This window comes from Bradyrhizobium sp. NDS-1, assembly GCF_032918005.1.
Classification (GTDB): Bacteria; Pseudomonadota; Alphaproteobacteria; order Rhizobiales; family Xanthobacteraceae; genus Bradyrhizobium; species Bradyrhizobium tunisiense.
In genome coordinates this window covers 5,606,588-5,630,087 of sequence record NZ_CP136628.1, presented here as the reverse complement: position 1 = coordinate 5,630,087, position 23,500 = coordinate 5,606,588, and the positions used below count along the sequence as shown (strand labels likewise).

16 protein-coding genes and 1 pseudogene are annotated in these 23,500 nt (G+C 64.6%); 8 read left to right on the top strand and 9 right to left on the bottom strand.

The genetic code is table 11. From position 1 onward, the window contains the following. Positions 1-33 precede the first annotated feature (33 nt). Complete coding sequence (gene hpnO, locus RX330_RS26295; protein ID WP_317240402.1) at positions 34-1,425, top strand: aminobacteriohopanetriol synthase HpnO; 1,392 nt, start codon at positions 34-36, stop codon at positions 1,423-1,425. A 91-nt stretch (positions 1,426-1,516) separates the two neighbouring features. On the opposite strand, the gene RX330_RS26290 is transcribed toward hpnO, so the two are convergent. Further along, on the bottom strand, positions 1,517-3,145 hold the full coding sequence (locus RX330_RS26290; RefSeq protein WP_317240401.1) for a GMC family oxidoreductase: 1,629 nt from the start codon (positions 3,143-3,145) through the stop codon (positions 1,517-1,519). 174 nt (positions 3,146-3,319) lie between these two features. Between RX330_RS26290 and RX330_RS26285 the strand changes: the two genes are divergently transcribed. Then, a complete protein-coding gene (locus RX330_RS26285) occupies positions 3,320-4,492 on the top strand; it encodes a M20 aminoacylase family protein (RefSeq protein WP_317240400.1) in 1,173 nt (390 codons plus the stop codon). Positions 4,493-4,613: 121 nt separating this feature from the next. On the opposite strand, the gene RX330_RS26280 is transcribed toward RX330_RS26285, so the two are convergent. Both RX330_RS26280 and RX330_RS26275 read right to left on the bottom strand, forming a co-directional pair. Continuing rightward, a complete protein-coding gene (locus RX330_RS26280) occupies positions 4,614-6,056 on the bottom strand; it encodes a UdgX family uracil-DNA binding protein (RefSeq protein ID WP_317240399.1) in 1,443 nt (480 codons plus the stop codon). Next, a complete protein-coding gene (locus RX330_RS26275; protein ID WP_317240398.1) occupies positions 6,056-7,291 on the bottom strand; it encodes a putative DNA modification/repair radical SAM protein in 1,236 nt (411 codons plus the stop codon). Before RX330_RS26275 ends, RX330_RS26280 begins: the two co-directional genes overlap by 1 nt. Positions 7,292-7,452: 161 nt before the next feature. Here RX330_RS26275 and RX330_RS26270 point away from each other — a divergent pair, with 161 nt between their 5' ends. Genes RX330_RS26270 through RX330_RS26260 form a run of 3 tightly spaced genes read left to right on the top strand, consistent with a single transcriptional unit; the run spans position 7,453 to position 13,203 of the window. Continuing rightward, positions 7,453-8,247, top strand: coding sequence for an ImuA family protein (locus RX330_RS26270; RefSeq protein WP_317240397.1), 795 nt, complete (start codon positions 7,453-7,455; stop codon positions 8,245-8,247). After that, on the top strand, positions 8,138-9,721 hold the full coding sequence (locus RX330_RS26265; protein WP_317240396.1) for a Y-family DNA polymerase: 1,584 nt from the start codon (positions 8,138-8,140) through the stop codon (positions 9,719-9,721). The genes RX330_RS26270 and RX330_RS26265 overlap by 110 nt, the downstream gene beginning before the upstream one ends. Beyond that, on the top strand, positions 9,718-13,203 hold the full coding sequence (locus tag RX330_RS26260; protein WP_317240395.1) for an error-prone DNA polymerase: 3,486 nt from the start codon (positions 9,718-9,720) through the stop codon (positions 13,201-13,203). The genes RX330_RS26265 and RX330_RS26260 overlap by 4 nt, the downstream gene beginning before the upstream one ends. A 176-nt stretch (positions 13,204-13,379) precedes the next feature. Here the strand turns inward: RX330_RS26260 and RX330_RS26255 are convergent, their stop codons facing one another. Both RX330_RS26255 and RX330_RS26250 read right to left on the bottom strand, forming a co-directional pair. After that, on the bottom strand, positions 13,380-14,150 hold the full coding sequence (locus tag RX330_RS26255; RefSeq protein WP_317240394.1) for an SDR family NAD(P)-dependent oxidoreductase: 771 nt from the start codon (positions 14,148-14,150) through the stop codon (positions 13,380-13,382). Positions 14,151-14,314: 164 nt separating this feature from the next. Further along, the gene (locus RX330_RS26250; protein WP_317240393.1) at positions 14,315-14,602 is read right to left on the bottom strand and encodes a hypothetical protein; all 288 of its coding nucleotides are present in this window, start codon (positions 14,600-14,602) and stop codon (positions 14,315-14,317) included. 72 nt (positions 14,603-14,674) lie between these two features. Here RX330_RS26250 and RX330_RS26245 point away from each other — a divergent pair. The 3 genes and pseudogenes from RX330_RS26245 to RX330_RS26235 form a co-directional block, all read left to right on the top strand. Then, positions 14,675-14,926 (top strand): annotated as a pseudogene (locus RX330_RS26245) (CoA transferase); the annotation flags it as partial. 144 nt (positions 14,927-15,070) lie between these two features. Continuing rightward, the gene (locus RX330_RS26240) at positions 15,071-16,315 is read left to right on the top strand and encodes an efflux RND transporter periplasmic adaptor subunit (RefSeq protein ID WP_317240392.1); all 1,245 of its coding nucleotides are present in this window, start codon (positions 15,071-15,073) and stop codon (positions 16,313-16,315) included. Positions 16,316-16,344: 29 nt separating this feature from the next. After that, positions 16,345-19,461: an efflux RND transporter permease subunit gene (locus RX330_RS26235; protein ID WP_317240391.1), complete on the top strand. Its 3,117-nt coding sequence runs from the start codon at positions 16,345-16,347 to the stop codon at positions 19,459-19,461. Between the two features lie 10 nt (positions 19,462-19,471). Here the strand turns inward: RX330_RS26235 and RX330_RS26230 are convergent, their stop codons facing one another. The 4 genes from RX330_RS26230 to RX330_RS26215 form a co-directional block, all read right to left on the bottom strand. After that, a complete protein-coding gene (locus tag RX330_RS26230; RefSeq protein ID WP_317240390.1) occupies positions 19,472-20,098 on the bottom strand; it encodes a LysE family translocator in 627 nt (208 codons plus the stop codon). Positions 20,099-20,326: 228 nt separating this feature from the next. Continuing rightward, positions 20,327-21,289: an amidohydrolase family protein gene (locus RX330_RS26225; RefSeq protein ID WP_212081275.1), complete on the bottom strand. Its 963-nt coding sequence runs from the start codon at positions 21,287-21,289 to the stop codon at positions 20,327-20,329. 52 nt (positions 21,290-21,341) lie between these two features. Continuing rightward, positions 21,342-21,899, bottom strand: a complete 558-nt coding sequence (locus tag RX330_RS26220) for a hypothetical protein (RefSeq protein ID WP_212081276.1) — start codon at positions 21,897-21,899, stop codon at positions 21,342-21,344. 23 nt (positions 21,900-21,922) lie between these two features. Beyond that, positions 21,923-23,320 (bottom strand): TolC family outer membrane protein, encoded by a 1,398-nt coding sequence (locus RX330_RS26215; protein ID WP_212081870.1) that lies wholly within the window; start codon positions 23,318-23,320, stop codon positions 21,923-21,925. Positions 23,321-23,500 lie beyond the last annotated feature (180 nt).

Here is a 23,500-nt window from a genome sequence, read left to right as displayed (position 1 = left end):
GACGAAACGGCCCTCAATCGAAGTATGTAGCGGATGCACAGTCCAAATCCAGACATGTCTGAGCTCTTCGCGGACCGTCAGGCCCAGCGCAGCGCCCTGCATAATCGGTATCTGAACGAGCAGTTCGTTCGGGTCCTCAAGACCATCGGCTACGATGTCGGCTTCCAGAAGGGGCAGGGGCAGTATCTCTTCGACCGCGAGGGCGCGCGCTATCTCGACCTGTTGTCCGGCTTTGGTGTGTTTGCGATCGGGCGCAATCATCCTGTCATGCGCGAGGCGCTCAAGAGCGTGCTCGACGCCGATCTGCCCAATCTCGTCCAGTTCGACGTTTCGGTGCTCGCCGGCGTGCTCGCCGAACGCCTTCTGAAATACGTTCCCTATCTCGGCAAGGCGTTCTTCGCCAATTCCGGCGCCGAATGCGTCGAAGCCGCGATCAAGTTCGCGCGCGGCGCGACGGGGCGTCCCGGCATCGTCTATTGCGCCCATGGCTATCACGGCCTGACCTATGGCGCGCTGTCGCTCACGGGCGATTCGAACTTCCGCACCGGCTTCGAGCCGCTGCTGCCGGGCTGCACCCCGATCCCGTTCAACGATCTGGCAGCGCTCGAAAAGGCGCTGGCCTCGCGCGAGGTAGCGGCGTTCGTCGTCGAGCCGATCCAGGGCAAGGGCGTGAACATGCCCACCGACGAGTTCCTGCCGGGCGCGGCCGCGCTCTGCAAGAAATACGGCACGCTGTTCGTCGCCGACGAGATCCAGACCGGCATGGGCCGCACCGGCCGCTTCCTCGCGGTCGAGCACTGGAACGTCGAGCCCGACATGGTGCTGCTGTCGAAGTCGCTGTCGGGCGGCCACGTGCCGGTCGGCGCGGTGCTGACGCGCAAGAGCATCTTCGACAAGATCTTCAACCAGATGGACCGCGCGGTGGTGCACGGCTCCACCTTCTCCAAGAACGACCTTGCCATGGCCGCGGGCATCGCCACGCTCGACGTCATGGAGTCCGAGAAGCTGATCGAGTCCGCCGCCAAGCGCGGTGCCGAGCTGCGCCTCGCGCTGACGCGCATGGTGCCCGGCTACGAGCTGATGAAGGAAGTGCGCGGAAAGGGCCTGATGATCGGCGTCGAGTTCGGCCCGCCGAAGTCGCTGCGGCTGCGTGCCTCCTGGAATGTGCTGGAGGCGGCCAACAAGGGCCTGTTCTGCCAGCTCATCACCGTGCCGCTGTTCAAGGATCACAAGATCCTGACCCAGGTCGCCGGCCACGGCAGCCACACCATCAAGCTGCTGCCGCCGCTTACCATCACCGAGGAAGACTGCGGCTGGATTGAACGCGCCTTCGACGACGTTATTGCCGGCAGCCACAAGGTCCCCGGCGCGATCTGGTCGCTCGGCAAGACCCTGGTGGACAACGCGGTGAGACGGTCGGCGTAGTTCGCCGATCTATCTCGGCGATCGTCATTACGAGCGAAGCGAAGCAATCCATATCCCTCCGCGGAGACGATGGAGCGCGGCGCAATCCGGGCTACGCAGGTCGCTTCGCATCCTCCAGAATCATCGTCGCGCCCTTCTCGGCGATCATCGCGGTCGGCGTATTGGTATTGCCCGATGTGATCGTCGGCATGATCGAGGCATCGACGATGCGCAGGCCATCGAGGCCGTAGAAGCGCAATCGTTCGTCCACCACGGCCATCGGATCATTCACCGCGCCCATCTTCGCGGTGCCGACGGGATGAAAGATCGTGGTGCCGATGTCGCCGGCGGCCTTCGCGAGTGAGGCATCGTCGTCGCCGACGGAGGGACCGGGCAGGTATTCGCTCGGACGATATTTGGCCAGCGCCTTCTGCTGCATCAGGCGTCGCGTGGTGCGGATGGCATCGGCGCCGACCTGGCGGTCGTCGTCGGTCGACAGATAGTTCGGAGCGATGATCGGCTTCTCGTCCGGGCTCGCGGAACGCAGTCGCACGGTGCCGCGCGAGGTCGGCTGGAGATTGCAGGCGCTCACCGTGATGGCGGGGAAGCGGTGCAGGGGATCGCCGAACTTGTCGAGCGACAATGGCTGCACGTGGAACTGGATGTTGGCGCGTGCGCGCGTCGCATCCGAGCGCGTGAAGATGCCGAGTTGCGACGGCGCCATGGTCAGCGGACCACGGCGGCGGAAGGCGTAGTCGAGCCCCATCAGTCCGCGGCGGAACAGGTTGTAATAGGTTTCGTTCAGCGTGCGCACGCCTTCGACCTTGTAGATCGCGCGCTGCTGGAGATGGTCCTGGAGATTGCGCCCGACGCCGGGCTTGTCCATGACGATGTCGATGCCGAGCGGCGACAGCCAGTCGGCGGGGCCGATGCCGGAGCGATGCAGCACCTGCACCGAGCCGATCGAGCCAGCCGAGAGGATCACCTCGCGCTTCGCCCGCGCCTCGATGATCTCGCCGTTCTGGAAGAAGCGCACGCCGACGGCGCGGCCCCGCTCGATGATCAGACGGTCGACCAGCACGTGCTTCTCGAGCCGCAGATTGGGCCGGGTCAGCGCGGGCTTGAGGAAGCCGCGCGCCGACGACCAGCGCCGGCCGCGCTTCTGGTTGACGTGGAAATAGCTGGTGCCTTCGTTGTCGCCGGTGTTGAAATCCGGAATGCGCTTGATGCCCATCTCCTCGGCGGCGTCGCCAACTGCGTCGAGGACGTCCCACGCGAGCCGTGGCGCCTCGATGCGCCAGCCGCCGCCCGCGCCGTGATGCTCGCTCGCGCCGAGAAAGTGGTCTTCCAGCCGCTTGAACAGCGGCAGCACGTCGTCATAGCCCCAGCCGGTCATGCCGAGCTGGCGCCAGTGATCGTAGTCCGCGGCCTGTCCGCGCATCGAGATCATGGCGTTGATCGCCGAGCAGCCGCCGATCACCTTGCCACGGGGATAGGCGAGCGCGCGACCGTTCAGGCCTGGCTCGGCCTCGGTCTTGAACATCCAGTCCGAGCGCGGATTGCCGATGGCGAAGAGATAGCCGACCGGGATGTGGAACCAGATCCAATTGTCGTCGCCGCCGGCTTCGAGAATGAGGACGCGGTTGTTGCGATCGGCCGATAGCCGGTTCGCGACGATGCAGCCGGCCGTACCGGCTCCGACGACAATGTAGTCAAACTCACCTTCGAGCCGCCTTGGCATTCTGCTTCCACCCGGATGGTCACTCAGCGTTCTGTTCTAATAGGCAGACGCAGCCGACCGGGACAAGCCCGGCCATGACGAGAGCACAGGGCTACTCCTCGATCGGCAGGAGTTAGGTGGACCGACGCTTGCATGCTAGATAGTCCTTCATCCAAACAAAGTTCGAGACCCTCCATGCCCATCGTGAACCGCGTCGCCGACCTTCAACCCGATATTCAGGCCTGGCGCCGGGACATCCATGAGCATCCGGAGCTGCTGTACGACGTTCATCGCACCGCAGCATTCGTCGCGGACCGTCTGCGCGAGTTCGGCTGCGATGAGGTCGTGACCGGGCTCGGCCAGACCGGCGTGGTCGGCGTGATCAAGGGCAGCAAGCCCGCGGGCGAGGGGCTCAAGGTGATCGGCATGCGTGCCGACATGGATGCGCTACCCGTCGACGAGCAGACCAGCCTGCCTTACGCCTCGAAGATTCCGGGCAAGATGCACGCCTGCGGCCATGACGGCCACACCGCGATGCTGCTCGGGGCAGCGCGCTACCTCGCGGAGACCCGCAACTTCGCCGGCGATGCGGTGGTGATCTTCCAGCCGGCCGAGGAGGGCGGCGCCGGCGGGGCGGCCATGGTCAAGGACGGCCTGATGGAGCGCTTCGGAATCGAGCAAGTCTACGGCATGCACAACGGCCCCGGCATCCCGATCGGCTCGTTCGCGATTCGGCCGGGTCCGATCATGGCGGCGACGGACGAGGTCGACATCATGATCGAGGGCCTCGGCGGCCATGCCGCGCGTCCGCACAAATGCGTGGACTCCGTACTGGTCGGCGCGCAGGTGATCACCGCCTTGCAATCGATCGTTGCGCGCAGCGTCGATCCGCTGGAATCGGCGGTGATCTCGATCTGCGAATTCCACGCCGGCAATGCCCGCAACGTCATTCCGCAGACTGCGACGCTGAGGGGCACCATCCGCACCCTGTCGCCGGAAGTGCGCAAGCTCATCGAGAAGCGCGTGCACGAGGTGGTCGCGGGCGTGGCGCAGATCACGGGTGCGAAGATCGACCTGCACTACAAGCGCAATTATCCCGTGGTGAACAACCATGCCGCGGAGACCGAGGTGGCGCGGCGCATCGCCGGGCAGGTCGCCGGAGAAGCCAAGGTGCACGAGATGCCGCCGCTGATGGGCGGCGAGGATTTCGCCTATATGCTGGAGGCGCGGCCCGGCGCCTTCATCTTCTGCGGCAACGGCGACAGCGCCGGCCTGCATCACCCCGCCTACAATTTCAACGACGAGGCGATCGTGTTCGGCACGTCCTACTGGGTCAAGCTGGTCGAGGAGTCGCTCGCGGCGTCGTAACGCTGGAGCCGAAGCAGAGATGCAATGGCCCGCGAATTGCGCGGGCTCGTTCTTCTTGACGGATCGGCTCGCCAACAACGGCGCAAAGCCGTTCGCGCAAAGCCGTTCCTTCCAGTTATATTCAGGCGGCCCGCGCCGCCTTCTTCTGCAAGCTGGCAGCAATCTTCAAATCTTCGACAAAGCGCTGATATTCCAGCAGCTTCGCTTCCGGATCGGGTAGCCGCAGCAGATAGGAGGGGTGCACCGTCACCAAAGCCTTGCGCCCATCAGGAAGCTCGATGAGGCGACCGCGGGTCTTGCCGATCGGGGTGATCTTGCCGAACACGCTTTGCGCAGCCGTGGCCCCCATCGCCACGATCAGATCGGGCTGAATTGCTGAAACTTCCCGCTCATACCATTGCCGGCACGCCCGGATCTCAGGCGTATTCGGCTTCTGGTGCAGGCGGATCTTTCCACGCGGCACGAATTTGAAGTGTTTGACCGCGTTGGTGACATAGACCTTCTTGCGGTCGACACCGGCCTCCGCGAGTGCACGGTCGAGCATCTGGCCGGCCGGACCGACGAAGGGATGGCCGGCGAGGTCTTCCTTGTCGCCGGGCTGCTCGCCGACCAGCATGATGTTTGCCGATCTCGGGCCTTCGCCGAACACGGTCTGGGTCGCGTCCTTGTAGAGATGGCAGGCGCGGCAATGCGCGGCTTCCTCGCGCAGAGCTTCGAGATTGTCGACTGTGGTCTTGCGCTTCATCGGAGCCTCCGGCCGCCTCTGAGGCTTGTGCGGATCGGTTGCGGCATTGGCGATCATGGCACCGGTCATGCGCTCGGCGTCCTCGATCAGAGGCTTAATGATCGAAGCCTCGGGCAGGTTCCTCCAGTATTTCTTCGGCATCTCGGCCTGCATCGCCTTCACCTTGAGCCGGGCCGGATTGAAGATGCTGGCATAGTAGCGCCGCCAGGTTTCCTCCAGCCGGTCCGCGCCCGGTGCTTCGCTCCTGCTGACACCCGGTGTGAACGAGAGCGCGTGGCCGTCCCAATGCGCGCACAAATCGGGCGTCAGGATCGACCAGGGCATGTCGGCAAAGCGCCGGGCGAAGAACGGCGCGGCGAGCTCGACGATGTGATGCTCCGGTTCGAACCAGGCGACGTAATGCGCCGCGCGTTCCCGGCCGATCTCGCGGAAGCGCACGAAGGCGTGCATCTTGTGCTCGTCGCGATAGACCGCTTTCGCCATGGCGGTGACCTGCGCGACATCGGGATCGGTCGCGATTTCGATGAGATCGTGATGGTCCCTCAGCCGCCACAGCAGGCGATAGAGAATCGCAAAGCGCTCGACATCACGGTGCAGGATCGCGGCCTTGGCGAGCTCGACGAATTTTGCTGATACGCTGAAGGTGCCGTCATTCACCTCGAGGATCGGAAACGGCGAGGGCGGCGCGAACAGTTCGGCTTCGCCGCCCTGCACGGCCCAGGTGACATCGGTGGGCTTCACAAGATGAAGCACGAGCGTCCGCGCGGCTTTGCGCCAGCCGTCGAAATCGGTTTCGGTGTCGAGGGTGATGTACTGCATCAGAAGCCAAACCCCAGTTGCGTTGCCTTCGGCTTGAACCGCTCGATCAGTCGCGCCTCGTCGAGACGATGCGGTGAGGGGCGGTGATCGCTGAGGACGATGAACGGTAGCGCCTTGTGCTTGGGCACGTGAAGCCGCGCGAGATCGGTGAGGCGGATCGTGGTGGTGCGGCGTGTCGCGATGATGCGTTCAACCGTCCTGGTGCCGAAGCCCGGCACGCGCAAAAGCTCCTCGCGGCTGGCGCGGTTGACGTCGAGTGGAAAATGGTCGCGATGGCGCAACGCCCAGGCGAGCTTTGGATCGATGTCGAGCGGCAGCATCGCGCTCTCGTCGACGATCTCCGCAACGTCGAAGCCGTAGAACCGCATCAGCCAGTCGGCCTGGTAGAGCCGGTGCTCGCGCAGCAAGGGCGGCGCGCGCAAGGGCAGCGCGCGGCTGGCGTCGGGGATCGGGCTGAACGCGGAATAGTAGACGCGCCGCAGCCGGTAGGCGCCGTAGAGATTGGCGCTGGTGTGGAGAATGGTGTGATCGGAGGCCGCGTCGGCGCCGACGATCATCTGCGTGCTTTGCCCGGCGGGCGCGAAACGCTGCGGCTTGGCTTTCGTCTTCGCGCTGCGAGCTTCCTCGGCTTCGTCGAGCTTCAGCCGTAGCCGGCCCATGGTGCGGCGGATCGCGCGCACGTCCTTCTCCGGCGCGAATTGCTGCAGGCTGGTTTCCTGGGGCATCTCGATATTGATGGAGAGGCGGTCGGCATATTTGCCGGCTTCCGCAATCAGCGCGTCGTCGGCTTCGGGGATGGTCTTCAGATGAATGTAGCCGCGGAAGTGATGCTCCTCGCGCAATTTGCGCGCGACGCTGACCACCTGCTCCATGGTGTAGTCGGGACTGCGGATGATGCCGGAGGAGAGGAACAGCCCTTCGATGTAATTGCGCCGGTAGAAGTCGAGTGTGAGTTTGACCAGTTCGTCGATGGTGAAGCGGGCGCGCGCCACGTTGGAGGAGGCGCGGTTGACGCAATAGAGGCAATCGAAATTGCAGGCATTGGTCAGCAGCACCTTGAGCAGGGAGATGCAGCGTCCGTCCGGCGCGTAGGAATGACAGATGCCCATGCCGGGCGCGGTCGAGCCCATGCCCTTGCCGTCGCGGGAATCCCGCTTCTCGGTGCCGCTGGAGGCACAGGACGCGTCGTACTTGGCGGCATCCGCCAGGATTTCCAGCTTGCGTTGTACGTCCATCAAGAATCCCTTTGATTCCGCTCATGAATCCCTAGGCGCGCCAATTCGATTGACTCTTCGGGCGCCGTTAGCTTTATATTAGAACATATCATGAACAAATGAGCCAGCCGCTGGTTCTTCTTTTGAAGACCACGGCACCAAATTTCCGAGGAGCGGCGAGCATGAGCGGCGCACGTAGCAGCGCGCTTGCGATCTTGCGTGGCCAGATCGAGCGCATCGAGACGGCGGAGGTCGTGCATCAGCATGACCGCGTCGCGCTCGGCCATCACGAGGCCGACGGCGCGCTGAAGGGCGGGCTGGCGCGCGCGGCGATCCATGAGGTGTTTTGCGAGGGGCGTCAGGGCGCCGCCGCGACGGGTTTTGTCACCGGGCTCGCGGGCCGCGTGACGGCGCGTAAGCCGCTGCTGTGGGTGCGGCAGGATTTTTCGGACATCGAGACAGGCGCGCTGTCGATGAGCGGCCTCGCCGAGCTCGGCCTTGATCCGCGCCGCATGGTGATGGTGCGCGCCGCCGATGTCGAGAGCGCGCTGCGCACCTCGGCCGACGCGCTCGCCTGCGATGCGCTGGGCGCCGTCGTGCTCGAGCTCTGGGGCGATATCAGGCAGTTCGATCTGGTGGCGAGCCGCAAGCTGACGCTGGCGGCGCAATCTTCCGGCGTCACCGGCCTGATGCTGCGCATGGCCGCGCAGCCTTTGCCGTCGACCGCGGAGACGCGATGGATGCTGCGCGCGGCGCATTCGCCGCCGGGCTCGGTGTGGAGTGCCTGGGGCGCGCCGCGCTTCGATGCCGAGTTGTTACGCAATCGTCATGGCCCGTGCGGCCGGTGGATCATGGAATGGAAATGTGATGAGTGCCAGTTCAGTGAGCCGTCGACGTATTCTCAGCCTGTGGCTGCCGCGCCTGCCCATCGACCGGATCCAGCGGTTTTTGCAGTTGAGCAGCGGCGCGCCGGATGAACCCAGCATCGTCGTCATCAAGGACAACAACGCGCTGGTGATCCATGCGCTGGACGAGGCCGCCGAGCGCCTCGGCTTGTATATCGGCCAGCCGCTGGCCAATGCGCGGGCGATGTGCCCGGATTTGCGTGTGTTCGACGCCGATATTGCCGCCGATGCGAAGACGCTCAGCGACATCGCCGACTGGTGCGACCGCTTCACGCCGTTGGTCGCGCTCGATCCGCCGCACGGGCTGTTCCTGGATATTACGGGCTGCGCCCATCTGTTCGGCGGCGAGGCTGCGCTGCTAACGACGCTGGTCCGTGCGCTTGCCCGGCAGGGCTTTGCCGTCGGTGCGGCGATCGCCGGCACGTCGGTCTGTGCGCGTACGCTGACGCGGCAGGCATCGGGCAGCGTCGTTCCCGATGGCGGAGAGGCGGCGGCGATCGATCGGTTTCCGGTGTCCGCGCTCGGGGCGGGCGAGGCCGTCACCACCGGCCTGCGCCGCGCCGGCCTGAAGACCATCGGCGACGTCGCCGCGCGCGCGCCGGGCGAAATCACGGCACGGTTCGGCGCGCGGTTCTCCACGCTGCTCGCGCATGCGCTGGGGCAGGGCGATGCGCCGATCAGTCCGCGCAAACCGCTGCCCGATTACATCGTGGAGAAGCGCTTTGCCGAGCCGATCGCGACCGACACCATGATCGCGATGACGCTGTCGCGGCTTGCGGACACGTTGATCGCCTCCATGGAGAAGCAGGGCAAGGGCGCGCGGCGCCTGGAGGCGGCGTTCTTCCGCACCGACGGCGTGGTATGCGCGATCACGGTCGAAACCGGCCGTCCGGTGACGAAAAGCGCCGTCATCGACCGTCTGTTTCGCGAGCGCCTTGATGCGCTCGCCGATCCCCTCGATCCCGGCTTCGGCTTCGACATGGTGCGGCTGTCGGCGAGCCGCACCGAGATCGTGGTGCAGGAGCAGCGCGATCTCGACGCCCATGTCCACGACAATGACGAGCTCGCCGCGCTGATCGATCGCATCGCCGCCCGCATCGGGGGAAAGCGCGTCGTCGTGCACCTGCCGCAGGATACGCATATCCCCGAATGTGCGGCGCTGGCCGCGCCGGCGCAGCATCATCTCGCCGCTGCCATGCAAGCCGAATGGCCTGTACGGGTCGAGAGCGAACCGCCGCTGCGCCCCTTGCGGCTGTTCGACAAGCCGGAACTGGTCACGGTGCCGTTCGCAACCGTGCCTGACGGTCCGCCGCATCGATTCACCTGGCGGCGCGCCCAGCATGCCGTGGTGCGGGTGGAAGGGCCCGAGCGCATCGCCATGGAATGGTGGCGGGGCGGCAAGCAGCTGACGCGGGATTATTTCCGTATCGAGAACGCCGAAGGCTTGCGCTTCTGGATCTTTCGCGACGGTCTCTACGACGAGCTGATTAACAAGGAAGGCAAGTCCATTCCTGCGAAATGGTATGTGCACGGTCTCTTCGCATGAATACGCCTGCTTATGCCGAGATCGGCATCACCACGAATTTTTCTTTCCTGCGCGGCGGTTCGGACCCGCGATCCTATGTGCATCAGGCCAGCGCTTTGGGAATTCCTGTGATCGGCATCGCCGACCACAACACGCTTGCCGGCGTGGTGCGGGCCTACAAGGAGCTCGACAACGACAAGGTGCTGCACAAGCCGAAGCTCCTGATCGGCGCGCGTATCGTCTTCGTCGACGGCACGCCAGACATTCTTGCCTATCCGCGCGACCGCGCCGCCTATGGTCGGCTGTGCCGGCTCCTCACTCGGGGCAAGCGCGGCGACGACGTCACGCGGATCGAGAAGGGGGAATGCCGTCTTACCTTTGCTGATCTGCTGGAGTTTTCGGAAGGCCAGCTCCTGGTCCTGACGCTGCCACATCGCTTCGAGCCGGCTCCGGCGCTGGATGTTCTCGCAAAGCTCAGGGACAGCCGCGCCGAGGGCGTGTGGCTGGCGGCGAGCCTGGTCTATCGCGGCGATGACCGGCGCCGGCTGTCGCGGCTCGATGATCTCGCCACGAAGGCAAAGGTTACGCTGCTCGCGACCAACGAGGTGCTTTATCACGATCCCGCACGCCGTCCTCTCCAGGACGTGCTGACCTGCATCCGGGAAAAGACCACGATCGAGGCGGTCGGGCGGAAGCTGGAAGCCAATGCCGAGCGGTTCTTGAAGACGCCGCGGGAGATGGCGCGGCTGTTCCGCGATTTCCCCGAGGCGATCGCGGAGACCATGCGCTTTGCGGACAGGATCGATTTCTCGCTCGACCAGCTCAAATACCAATATCCTGATGAGCCGGTGCCGCCGGGAAAGACCGCGCAAGGGCATCTGGAGGATCTGACATGGGCGGGCGTCGACAAATATTTCGGCGGTAAGATCGACGACAAGTTGCGCGCGACCCTGAAGAAGGAGCTCGCGCTGATCGCCGAGCTGAAATACGCGCATTATTTTCTCACCGTGCATGACATCGTGCACTATGCGCGCAGCCAGAACATTCTGTGCCAGGGGCGGGGATCGGCGGCGAATTCGGCCGTGTGCTACGTGCTCGGCATCACCTCGGTCGATCCGACCAAGGTCGATCTGTTGTTCGAGCGCTTCATCTCCAAGGAGCGGCTGGAGCCGCCCGACATCGACGTCGATTTCGAACATTCTCGCCGCGAGGAGGTGATGCAATATGTCTATCGTCGCTACGGCCGCCACCGCGCCGCGATCATCGCCACCGTCATCCATTATCGCCCGCGCAGCGCCATTCGCGACGTCGGCAAGGCGCTGGGCCTGACCGAGGACGTCACCGCCGCGCTTGCCGACACCGTCTGGGGGAGCTGGGGCAAGGGCCTCAACGACATGCAGGTCAGGCAGGCCGGGCTCGATCCGCAAAATCCCATGATCAACCTCGCGGTCGAGCTTGCGACCGAGCTGATCGATTTCCCGCGCCATCTCTCCCAGCATGTCGGCGGCTACGTGCTGACGCAGGACCGGCTCGACACCTATGTGCCGATCGGCAACGCCGCGATGGATGACCGCACCTTCATCGAATGGGACAAGGACGACGTCGATGCGCTCAGCATGATGAAGGTCGATGTGCTCGCGCTGGGCATGCTGACCTGCATCAGGAAATGTTTTGACTTGATCGATCAGCACAAGGGTAAGCGTTGGGTGCTGGCGAGCGTTCCGCAGGACGATCCTGAGGTCTATGACATGCTGTGCGATGGAGAGTCGCTCGGCGTGTTCCAGGTCGAGAGCCGCGCGCAGATGAACATGCTGCCGCGTCTGAAGCCGCGGACCTTCTACGATCTCGTCATCGAGGTCGCGATCGTGCGGCCAGGTCCCATCCAGGGCGATATGGTGCACCCCTACTTGCGGCGGCGGAACGGTGAGGAGAAGGTGACCTATCCCTCGCCAGCGCCCGAGCATGGTCCTACGGACGAGCTCTACAAGGTGTTGCACAAGACCAAGGGCGTGCCTCTCTTCCAGGAGCAGGCGATGCGCATCGCGATCGAGGCAGCCAAATTCACTTCGGAGGAAGCCAACGGCCTGCGCCGTTCGATGGCGACCTTCCGCAATGTCGGCACCATCGGCCAATACGAGGAAAAGCTGATCGGCAACATGGTGGCGCGCGGCTACGATGCCAACTTTGCCAAAAGCTGCTTCGACCAGATCAAGGGTTTCGGCTCCTATGGTTTCCCCGAGAGCCATGCCGCGAGCTTCGCGCAGCTCGTCTACATCTCGTCGTGGCTGAAATATCATCACCCCGACGCATTCTGCTGCGGGCTCCTTAACTCGCAGCCCATGGGCTTCTACGCGCCGGCGCAGATCGTCGGCGATGCCCGCAAGAACGACGTCGAGGTCCGCGACATCGACGTGTCCTATAGTTTCGCGCAAAACACGCTGGAGGAGGGAAGCGGCAAATATTGCGCGGTGCGTCTCGGCTTCCGTCAGATCGACGGATTCCACTGGCTGGACGAGGATGAGGAGAGACTGAAGCGCTCTCAGCTGTCATTCCGGGGCGCGCCACTTGGCACGAGCCCGGAATCCATCGGGCCGCATACGTCTGGAGGAATGGATTCTCAGATGCGCAATTGCGCATCAGAGTTCGACGCTGACGCGTCGCCCCGGAATGACAATGTGGAGGAAGTGCTGGACTGGGCCGACCGCATCGTTGCCGCGCGCAAGCGCCGGCCCTTCACCTCGCTCGAGGATTTTGCCCGCGATACCGGCCTGCCCAAGCGCGCGCTGATCCTGCTGGCGGATGCCGACGCGTTCCGCTCACTGGGGCTCGATCGCCGCGAGGCGCTGTGGCAGGTGCGGCGGCTGCCCGACGACGTGCCGCTGCCGCTGTTCGAGGCGGCGACCGCCCGCGAGCAGCCGGACGAGCATGCAAAGCCGCTGCCGCTGATGCCGCGTTCCGAACAGGTGGTCGCCGATTACCAGACCATCCGGCTATCGCTCAAGGGCCATCCGATGGAATTCTTGCGCGAGATGTTTTCGCGCGAGCGGGTGGTGGCCTGCAAGGCCATCAGCCATGAGAACGAGCGGCGCCGCGTCCGCTGCGCCGGTGTGGTTCTGGTGCGGCAACGGCCCGGCAGCGCCAGCGGCGTCGTGTTCATGACGCTGGAGGACGAAACCGGCATCGCCAATGTCGTGGTGTGGCCCAAGATCATGGAGCAGTACCGGAAAGAAGTGATGGGCGCGCGCCTCATCCTGGTCGAAGGCTATATCCAGAGCAGCCCCGAGAAGGTGACCCATCTCATCGCCCAGCGCATGGTCGACCGTTCGCACGATCTGGTCGGCCTCGCCAACGATGCGCTGAGCCGCAATCACCCGGTGCCGGCAGGCGCGACCGTGGTCGAGCCGCTCAACGAAGACCCGCGCGCGCTCACGGATATGCCGGCTCAAAAGATCCGCCATCCCCGCAACGTCCGCATCCTGCCGCCGTCACGGGATTTTCATTGAGGGACGTGGCGGCAGTCTATCTTTGACCGTCACCCCGGCCGCTTCTTCAGCGGCCCTCGAAGGGCGACGGCCCGGCTGCCAGCCTGGCCGTTCATCCTTCGAGGCTCCCGGCGCGATGCTGTTGCATCGCGCCACTCGCACCTCAGGATGAGGGAGCTGGCGGGAGCCGGCCGTGTCTAGAAATTCACCCGGTTCGAGATTGCCCCATCCACGACGAGATTCGATCCCGTGGTGAACCCCGACACAGGGCTCGCCAAGAACACCGCCGCGCTAGCGATTTCCTGCGGCGTCGCCATGCGGCCGGTTGGGTTACGCTTCATCGCGTCCTTGTAACGTTCGGGCATGTTCTTCTCGATCATCTCCCAGACGCCGCCCTTGAAATAGACGGTGCCGGGCGACACCACGTTGACGCGGATCTTCTTCTTCGCATATTGCCGCGCCAGCCCCTTGGCCATGTGGATCAGCGCCGCCTTGATCGGGCCGTAGGAGCTGGCCGTGTCCGCCTGCGCTGCCGAGATCGACGAGATGATGACGAAGGCGGCATCGCCGCTTCTGTCGCCGCTGGCTTCAAGGAACGGCCGCGCGGCATCAAACGCATGCACGGCGCCGAGCAGGTCGAGCCGGAAGTTCTGCTCCCAAGATGCGGGATCGTGGCCCTGCGCCATCGCGCCGGCATTGGAGAACAGCATGTCGATGCCGCCGAGCTCCTTCGCTGCGCCCTCGATCCAGGATTTCAGCGCCGCGCCGTCGGTGACGTCGACCGGGCTGCCGGTGGCGTTAACTCCGCCCGTCTTCAACTCCGCGACCGTTGCCGCAACCTGCTCCGCATTGCGCGCACACACCGCGACATTGGTACCTTCACCGGCCAACGTTGCCGCGATCGCCCGCCCGATGCCGCGTGTGCCGCCGAGGACGATGGCGTTCTTTCCATTGAGACCGAGATCCATTGTTTAACTCCTTCTTGTTGGTGCCGAGAATGTAGCTGCTTCGGCAGACATGCTGAACTGTCCAATTCGTCGTTGCGAGCGCAGCCAAGCCAGAAACGCATCCGCGGAGACAGCCTGGATTGCTTCGATGTGCCCGCAATGACGTGGAGAGAGCCGCCGCCTCCTCACTCCGGCGCCGCGCCCACCGGCGGGCCGCCGGGCGGTCGGTGCAGGAAGGTCAGCGAGGCGTAGGCGCCGGCCCAGGAGCCGATCGCGGCGAAGGCGACGTAGAAGGCGTTCTCGGTGTAGCTGATCACGGCGTAGGAAGAGAGCATGTACCAGACCGCGCTCCAGTTCGCCGCTGACATTCGCTTGCGCGCGATCACGGCCGAAGTGAACATCACATAGACCGCGTCGGTGGCCGCCGTTGCGACGAACACGGCGCCCGCGGTGAGGGGATCGATGGCGGTCATTGCAATCCTTTCTGTGAACGTGGGATCGTCCTGAAAACTAAGGGGAGAGAAGCGGCCATGCAAAGCCCCGCCGGGCACGTGCGCGTGGGGCTGGCGCAGAGCGGGCGATGGCTGTGGGATCTCGGCCGGCTAGAGGGCGGACTGAGCCCCCGGGATCTTACGGGCGAGGCTGTACATGCTGGGTTCATCGAGAGCATGCCATCCGGCTTCGGTGTGTTGAAAGCCGTGCGTCATTCGGCATTGCTGTCGAAAACGCCGGCGCAATGGCGCCGTCCGGCGATGCCGCTCGGCGGCCATCCGGCACGGTGGCCGGTGCGAAGCTGACACGAAGCTGACATGTCGCGAGATTTTAACGTCGACCGCGAGATGTTCTGCGCTTTTTAGGTTGTCTGAAATCAGAATTCGGCACTATTAGCGCGACGATGAGGCAGTCATTTGCCGAGATCGTCGCAGACACGACCGGGCTCCATGGTGGTTGAAGATACCAAGCGATCGCAGGTTCTTACCAAACGACGGGTGGTCACATTCGTGGTTTTACTAGCTCTCGCCTGTGCTGGGGGCTACGGCTTCTCCTATGCGGCGCCTAAGCAAAAGAAACACTCCGAGATCTCGAGCCAGTCGCGCAAGAATGCGCAGACCTTCACGCCGACACCGTCCGAATGGGCGACGCTGATGATCGAGCCGGTCAAGGCCAAGAGCTTCCGGGCCGAATATGTCACCGAAGGCAAGGTCGCGGTCGACGAGGACCGTTCGACGCCGGTGTTCTCCCCCTATGCAGGACGAGTCACCAAGCTGCTTGCCAAGCCGGGCGAGATGCTGAAACAGGGACAACCGCTGTTCACGATCGAAGCCGCCGACACCGTGCAGGCCCAAAACGATTTCATCGTGGCGATGACCTCGCAGAACAAGGCGAGGTCGGCGCTCGAGCTCGCCGACATCCAGTTCAAGCGCGCCAAGGATCTCTATGAGGGCCATGCCATTCCGCTGAAGGACTATCAGCAGGCGGAAGCGACCCAGGTCCAGGCGCGAAACGACATGCGCTCTTCGGGAACGGCGCTGGAAGCCGCGCGCAACAAGCTGCGCATCCTCGGGTTCACCGACGAGACCATCTCTGCGTTCCAGGAGAAAGGCGTCATCAACCGGGAAATCACGATCTATTCGCCGATCGCGGGCACCGTCGTGCAGCGCAAGATCGGCCCCGGCCAATACGTCAATTCCGGCGCCAGCGATCCGGTCTTCGTGATCGGCGACCTCTCCACCGTCTGGCTCACCGCCTTCGTGCGCGAGACCGACGCGGCTGCGGTGTGCACCGGCCAGGACATCACCGTGAACGTGATGGCGCTGCCGGGGCGGCCGCTGACCGCCAGGATCAACTACGTCGCCGCCGCGATCGATCCCGGCACCCGCCGCCTGCTGGTTCGTGCCACCATCGACAACAAGGACGGCCTGCTCAAGCCGGAGATGTTCGCCAACGTCACGATCTACTCGGCCGGCGACCGCGCCGCGCCGGCGGTGCCGAAACAGGCGTTGATCTACGAAGCCGACAAGGTTCGCATCTGGGTCGCGCGCGAGGACAAGTCGGTCGAGCTGCGACAGATCAAGACCGGACTCATCAACGGCAATCTCGTCGAGGTCACCAGCAATCTGAAGCCCGGCGAGCAGATCGTCACCAAAGGCAGCCTGTTCATCGACCGCGCGGCGTCCGGCAGCTGATCGACGACCCAAGAAAATTGAAGACCTGAATGGATCGTCTCGTCGCTCTTGCCGTCAACCGGCGTTTCCTGATGGTCGGCATGTTCGTCGCCGTCCTGATCGGCGGCCTGATCGCGTTCGACCGGCTCAACATCGAGGCTTATCCCGATCCGACCCCGCCGATGGTCGACATCGTGACGCAGAGCCCGGGGCTGTCGGCGGAGGAGATCGAGCGCTATATCACGATCCCGATCGAGACGCAGGTTGCGGGCCTGAAGAACATCACGACCATCCGCACCATTTCGCTCTACGGTCTCTCCGACGTCAAGATTCAGTTCTCCTTCGCCTATACCTATGACGAGGCGCTGCAGCAGGTGTTGAACCGCCTGGCGCAGCTCGCACCGCTGCCCGGCAACGTGCAGCCGCAGATCTCGCCGCTCAGTCCGATCGGCGAGATCTTCCGCTACCGTCTCGTGGGGCCGCCGAATTACAGCGTGCTCGATCTCAAGACCATTCAGGACTGGATTCTGCAGCGCCGCTTTCGCGCCGTGCCCGGGGTCATCGACGTCACCGGGTGGGGCGGCAAGAGCAAGACCTATGAGATTCAGGTCGACTTCAACAAGCTCGTCGCCAACGGTCTGACGCTGCCGCAATTGCTCCAGGCGGTCGGCAATTCCAACGTCAATGTCGGCGGCAACACCGTCGACATCGGCCAGCAATCGGCCGTCGTGCGCGGCGTCGGCCTGATCCGCTCGATCGACGATCTCGCCAATACCATGGTGGCGCAGACAGGCGGCAATCCGGTGCTGGTCAAGGACGTCGCCACCGTCACCGTCGGGCAGAGGCCCCGTCTCGGCATTGCCGGCCTCGACGAGGCCGACGACATCGTGCAGGGCATCGTCCTGATGCGACGTGGCGAGCAGAGCACGCCGACCATCAAGCGCGTCGAGCAACTCGTCCAGCAGATCAACAATTCGACCATCCTGCCGCCGGGCGTACGCATCGAGCGAATCTACGACCGCAAGGATTTGATCGACCTCACCACCCATACCGTGCTTCACAACATGGTGGTCGGCATTCTGCTGATCGTGCTGTTGCAGTGGATCTTCCTCGGTGACCTGCGCAGTGCGCTGATCGTCGGCGCGACCATTCCGTTCGCGCTGTTCTTTGCCGTCATCATCCTGGTGCTGCGCGGGGAATCGGCCAATCTGCTGTCGGTCGGTGCGATCGATTTCGGCTTGATCGTCGACGCCACCGTCATCATGGTGGAAGCGATCTTCCGCCGCCTGACGCAGACGACGCCGCCGTCGGAAACCGGGCATATGTCGCCCGAGACGATGTTCGGCATGAAGAGCCACGCCATCCTCAGCGCGGCTGCCGACGTCTCGCGCTCGATCTTCTTTGCCGCGGCGATCATCATCGCGGCCTTCCTGCCGCTGTTCACGCTGTCGGGTGTCGAGGGCAACATTTTCGGGCCGATGGCCCGCACGTATGCCTATGCGTTGGCCGGCGGCCTGCTGGCGACGTTCACCGTGACCCCGGCGCTGTCCGCGATCATCCTGCCGGCGCATGTCCATGAGACGGAGACCAGGGTGATGCTGATCCTGCACCGGCTCTACATGCCTGTGCTGAATTGGGCGGTGGCCAACCGCGGGATCGTTCTCGGCGCCGCGGTCGGCCTGGTGATGATGACGGTCGCGCTCGCCCGGCTGCTAGGCCTCGAATTCCTGCCGAAGCTGGAAGAGGGCAATCTCTGGATCCGCGCCACGCTGCCGCCAACCATCTCGCTCCAGGAGGGCAATTCCTACGTCAACGAGATGCGCAAGCTGATCGGCGCCCGGCCCGAGGTGGAATCCGTGGTGTCGCAGCACGGCCGTCCCGACGATGGTACGGATGCCGCCGGCTTCTTCAATGCCGAGTTCTTCGCGCCGCTGAAGCCCGTGGGCCAGTGGCCCGGTACGCGCGACAAGGAAGTGCTGACCGCGGAGCTGCTGAAGCAGCTCGACGACCGCTTCCCCGGCGTCGAGTTCAACTTCTCGCAATATCTCCAGGACAACGTCTCCGAGGCCGTCTCCGGCGTGAAGGGCGAGAATTCGATCAAGCTGTTCGGCAGCGATCTTCAGGCCCTGACCGATACCGCCAACAAGATCAAGCAGGTGCTGTCGACCGTGCAGGGCGTCACCGACCTTGCCGTGTTCACCTCGCTCGGGCAGCCGACCGTCCAGATCGACATCGACCGCGCCAGGGCCGCGCGCTATGGCCTTGCGCCGGGCGACATCAACGCCACGATCAAGGTCGCGGTTGGCGGCGACACCGCGGGCGATCTCTATGAGCCGGGCAGCGACCGCCACTTCCCGATCATCGTTCGCCTCGCGCCGGAATACCGCAGGAGCGCGGAGGCGATCCACAATTTGCGGATCGGCGCGCCCGGGCCGAACGGCACCGTCACGCAGATTCCCCTGAGCGAGGTCGCGGACATCAGTCTCGTCTCCGGCGCCGCCTACATCTATCGCGAGCAGCAGGAGCGCTATCTGCCGATCAAGTTTTCGGTGCGCGAGCGCGACCTCGGCAGTGCGATCCGCGAGGCGCAGCAGAAGATCGCCGAGCAGGTGCAGCTGCCGCCCGGCTCGCACATGGACTGGGTCGGCGAGTTCGGCAACCTCCAGGACGCGATTCGTCGGCTGTCGATCGTGGTGCCGATCTCGCTGGCGCTGATCGGCGTGCTGCTCTGGTTCAATTTCGGCACGATGACCGACACGCTGCTGGCCATGAGCGTGATCCCGATGGCGATCTTCGGCGGCGTGCTGGGCCTCTTGATCACGGGCACCCCGTTCAGCGTCTCCGCAGCGATCGGCTTCATCGCACTGTTCGGCATCGCCGTGATGGACGGCATCATCATCCTGTCGCAGTTCAACCAGCTCATCGAAGCGGGTATGGAGCGCATGAGTGCGGTTGTACGTACCGGTGAGTTGCAGCTCCGTCCGGTGCTGATGACGTGCGTCGTCGCCGGGGTCGGCCTTCTGCCGGCGGCGCTGTCGGAGGGCATCGGCTCCCAGGTCCAGAAGCCGCTCGCGGTCGTGGTCGTCACCGGCATGATGCTGGCGCCCGTCGTGATCCTCGTGACCTTGCCGGTCCTCATTTCATTCTTCTCGCGCCGCGTGCGCTGAGTGCCGCCCGTTACAGCATCCTTTGCGCGGTCCGCAGCAGCATCGCGGTGCCGAGCGCGAGCAACATCAGGCTGGCGAACCGGCTGCTCAGCGACAGCATCCGAGGCGTGAGCCGCGACCGCGCGGTTGCAACGATCGTGCTGAGCATCATCCACCAGACCGCCGAGCCCACGAAGACGCCTGCGATCAGCGGCGCCGCCGCGGCTTGCGTGGAGAACGCATGCAGCGCCGCCAGGAACAGGATGACCGTCAGGGGATTGGTCAGTCCGAGCGCGACCGCGCTGAGATAGGCACGCGTCAGATGTACTCTGTCGATCTCACCGACATCCTGGGGCACGATGGAACATCGATGTGTCCGGATCGCGAACCATAGCAGCGTGAGCGCCGAGACGATTCCGAATCCCGCCGCGTTGGCCTCGACCCAAGGCCGCGCAAGCGAACCAAGTCCCAATACCGCAAAGGCGCTGTAGGTGAGATGGACGGTCGCCGCACCGAAGCCGGTTGCGAGCCCTGTTGCCATCCCCGATGTCAGGGTGCGCTGAATGCACAACATGCCCATCGGCCCGATGGGAGCGGCGACGGTGAACCCGATTGCAATGCCGGAGACGAGCGCGGCAAGATAATGCGATAAAGACATGCGTCCGCACAAACAAATGAATCTGTGCGTGTACGTACCGGCGAACCGAAATCGTCGCCTCAACCGAAAGGGTGAAAACGGAACTTGAATGCAGACACGTTCGTGTGATGCGACGGCGGCTTTGCGCTCATTGCAATGTCGTGCTCTCGCTACGGCGGTTCCGCCGCGCGATGTGGAGTCGAGTTCCACCTGCAATGAGCTGCGATGACGCGATTGCTGCGTCGCGAATCAAAATCCGTAGAGCCGCGCCGGATTGTCGACCAGGATCTTCTTGCGCACACCCGCATCCGGAGCCCATACCGGAAGCTGATTGAGCAGTCGCCCGTCGTCGATCTGGTAGAGCGGCGCGATGTCGGTTGCCTTGCGTCCCTCGACGCGGCTCGAATCCGGATGCGGCCAGTCGGTGCCCCAGACGATGCGATCCGGGTTGGCCGCGATCAGGGCCTGCGCGAACGGCACCATGTCCTGATAGTCCGGCGCGAGCTTCGACGACCGGTAGGCGCCCGAAATCTTGACATAGGCCTTGCCGGACTTCACCAGGGCGACGAGATCGGAGAAGCCCGGCTGCTCCACGCCCTTTGAAGCTTCGAGGCCGCCGAAATGGTCGAACACGACGGGCACCGGCGCGGTCTCGACGAGGTCCTTGATCGCCGAGATCATGGCAAGCGTGGTGTAGAGCTGCACGTGCCAGCCGCGCGCCTTCATGCGCTCGGTTGCGGCGGTGAAACGCGGTCGTCCGACATTGGGATCGTTGACGCCGCCGGTCGCGAGATTGAGGCGGATGCCGCGGAAGCCGTCCTGATGCATCGCATCGAGCGCGCTCTCCGGCGTCTTGTCGTCGATCACGGCGACACCGCGTGCAGTCGCGCCCCGGGCTTTCATGCCGAACAGGGTCGACGAATTGTCGGTGCCGTAGACGCTGGGGGTGACGATCACCACGCGTTCGACATGCAGCGCCTTGTGCAAAGCGGCCATCTCCTCCGGAGAGGCCGGCTCGGGCGTGTAGACGCGTCCGGCGAAGAACGGAAACTTTTCGACATCGCCGTGGATATGGGTGTGGCAGTCGCAGGCGTGCGGTGGAACGTCGAAATTGACCGGCGTCGCAGGCTGTGCGGCCCGGGCGCGGGCTCTGTTCGTCATGGCTACTCCGGCGGCGAGGGAGGCAAGCAGGACGCTGCGTCGGTTGAGCACGGTTTCACTCCCTGTTCTTGTTGTTTTGCAGTGGAGCCGCGAGAGTATCACATCAGCCCGGCAGCCGCTGTGCCTCGTTGCATAGCTGCTCGACAAGGTCCGCAAGCAGGCGTGAGCCGTCGACGCGCGCGACCGGGCAGGACAGGCTCGCGAGCCACGCCTCATGCTTGGCGAGATTGCGCCCTTCGCGATCCCCGGCTTCGTAGTGGGAGGCCCAATCGAGAAAAGACTCGGTCTCATCGTGGCGCCAGCCTCCCGGCGCGACGGCGTCGGCGCCAAAATGGGTGGTCTCGCGGGCACGCAATCGCTTCATCCGGATCTCGCGCGGTGTGGTCACGAAGATGACGAGATCGAAATAGGAGACGAGCTCCTCGCCCCAGCCGGTGACGGACCCGCTGAGCACCCAGTCGCGACGCGGCAGGAACATCTCGCGCATCAGGCGCAGGCGCTCGGATGGCGGGCGCGTCGTCTGGTAGGGCGGCACGGTCGGCAGCCAGAAATAATCGTCGCTGTCGTGATGCGGCAGTGCAAGCCGGCCCGCGAGCGCCCGACCGAGCGTCGTGACGCCGGCGCCCGAAGCGCCGGTCAGGTGGATGCGGCGGCTTTTCATCGGCTCCGCCCAGATGATTGAAGCTACTGCCCCGACGGCGTGCGCAGGCCGTGCCAGGCGTCGCGGACCTGATGGTAATGCACCTCGGGCAGATAGTCCGGCGTGTTCAGGCTCAAGGTCTTGACGTCGAGATGGCCGACGGCGCTGAGCAGCGTGTAGGAGGCTATGACGCGGTCGCGGTTGGCGCCGATCAGGCGGGCCTTGGCCTGGATCAGATCGGCCTGCGAGTTTAAGACGTCCACCGTCGTGCGCTGACCGCCGGCGGCCTCGCGCTGCACACCCTGGAGCGCGACGGTCGCGGCCTTCACCTCGGACTCGGAGGCCGAGACGGCGATCTTGGCGCCCTCATTGGCAACCCAGGCGCTGATTGCCGCCGTGCGCGCCTGGTTGCGCACCTGGTCGAGCACGAGCCGGCTCTGCGCCGTGATCTCCTTGGCCTGCCGGGTCTGCGCGGCGGCCTGGCCGCCGTCATAGATCGGCGCGGTGACGTTGGCGACGATCGAGGCCTGGTCCTCGGCGAAGGTGCCGAGCGTCGGGTCGTTGTTGCGGCTCTTGCTGGCGCTGCCCTGGATGGTGGCGCTCGGCAGCAGCACGCCTTCGGCGATGCGGATGTTGGTGGAGGCGACATCGACGTCGAAGCTGGCGGCCATCACCGCCGGATGCTGGCGGATCGCCATCGTCATGGCGTCTTCGCGGTTCTTCGGCAGATAACGGTCGACGACCTCGGCGGGCCGAAGCTGGGACGGTGAATTGCCGATCACCTGCGCATAGGTCGCCTGGCTGATGGCGAGCGCGACCTCGGCGGCGTTGAGATCGGCAAGGCCGCGATTGAGGCGCGCTTCGGCCTGCGCACTGTCGGTCGGCGTGACGTCGCCGGCGTTGAGGCGGCGCTGGGTGACCGAAAGCGTCTCGCGCAGGAAGGCGACGTTGGAACGCTGCGCTTCGACCAGCGACTGGTTGGCGAGCACGTTGGTGTAGGCGGTGACCGCGTCGAGCAGGACGCCCTGGCCGACATTGCGCAGCGCCTCGCGGCCCGACTGGACCTGCAGTTCGGCGGCACGGACGTTGTTGGCGGTGCGGAAGCCGTTGAATAGGGTCTGCGTCACGGTGACGCCGATGATCCATGGCTTCAAGTTGCCGGTCTGGACCGTGTTGTCGGGCAGCAGATTGCGTACCGATTGCAGGCCGGCGCTGAGGCTTGCCACGATCTGCGGCCGGTAACCGGCGAGAGCCTGCGGCACGTTCTCGTCCGTGGCGCGTTGTCGCGCGCGTTCGGCATTGAGCTGCGGATTGGTCTGGTAGGCCTTGGCCAGCGCTTCCGGCAAGGCTTCGGCCCAGGCAGCGGAGGGCAGGGCGCAACAGAGCGCCAGCGTGGTCCATGTCGCAAGCGCAGGACCCACGCCCGATTGATGCCGCGTCATCACGCGACCAGCTCTGGCGGTAAGTCCAATCATGTAATCCCGCTTAACCCGGCTGTCCGCCCCCGCCGACGGTGGCCTCTTAACTGTTTAACCAGCCGAGGTCCCGCAGGCAAACTGCCGCGGGGAAAACCCCCATGTAATCCGTGCTTGTTGCAGCTTCGTCACAGGGGGCCGCAGGAA

Bases quoted from the DNA above. Each gene is read 5' to 3' on its own strand.
- hpnO (WP_317240402.1), top strand. From the start codon at position 34: ATGCACAGTCCAAATCCAGACATGTCTGAGCTCTTCGCGGACCGTCAG.
- RX330_RS26290 (WP_317240401.1), bottom strand. From the start codon at position 3,145: ATGCCAAGGCGGCTCGAAGGTGAGTTTGACTACATTGTCGTCGGAGCC.
- RX330_RS26285 (WP_317240400.1), top strand. From the start codon at position 3,320: ATGCCCATCGTGAACCGCGTCGCCGACCTTCAACCCGATATTCAGGCC.
- RX330_RS26280 (WP_317240399.1), bottom strand. From the start codon at position 6,056: ATGCAGTACATCACCCTCGACACCGAAACCGATTTCGACGGCTGGCGC.
- RX330_RS26275 (WP_317240398.1), bottom strand. From the start codon at position 7,291: ATGGACGTACAACGCAAGCTGGAAATCCTGGCGGATGCCGCCAAGTAC.
- RX330_RS26270 (WP_317240397.1), top strand. From the start codon at position 7,453: ATGAGCGGCGCACGTAGCAGCGCGCTTGCGATCTTGCGTGGCCAGATC.
- RX330_RS26265 (WP_317240396.1), top strand. From the start codon at position 8,138: ATGAGTGCCAGTTCAGTGAGCCGTCGACGTATTCTCAGCCTGTGGCTG.
- RX330_RS26260 (WP_317240395.1), top strand. From the start codon at position 9,718: ATGAATACGCCTGCTTATGCCGAGATCGGCATCACCACGAATTTTTCT.
- RX330_RS26255 (WP_317240394.1), bottom strand. From the start codon at position 14,150: ATGGATCTCGGTCTCAATGGAAAGAACGCCATCGTCCTCGGCGGCACA.
- RX330_RS26250 (WP_317240393.1), bottom strand. From the start codon at position 14,602: ATGACCGCCATCGATCCCCTCACCGCGGGCGCCGTGTTCGTCGCAACG.
- RX330_RS26240 (WP_317240392.1), top strand. From the start codon at position 15,071: ATGGTGGTTGAAGATACCAAGCGATCGCAGGTTCTTACCAAACGACGG.
- RX330_RS26235 (WP_317240391.1), top strand. From the start codon at position 16,345: ATGGATCGTCTCGTCGCTCTTGCCGTCAACCGGCGTTTCCTGATGGTC.
- RX330_RS26230 (WP_317240390.1), bottom strand. From the start codon at position 20,098: ATGTCTTTATCGCATTATCTTGCCGCGCTCGTCTCCGGCATTGCAATC.
- RX330_RS26220 (WP_212081276.1), bottom strand. From the start codon at position 21,899: ATGAAAAGCCGCCGCATCCACCTGACCGGCGCTTCGGGCGCCGGCGTC.
- RX330_RS26215 (WP_212081870.1), bottom strand. From the start codon at position 23,320: ATGACGCGGCATCAATCGGGCGTGGGTCCTGCGCTTGCGACATGGACC.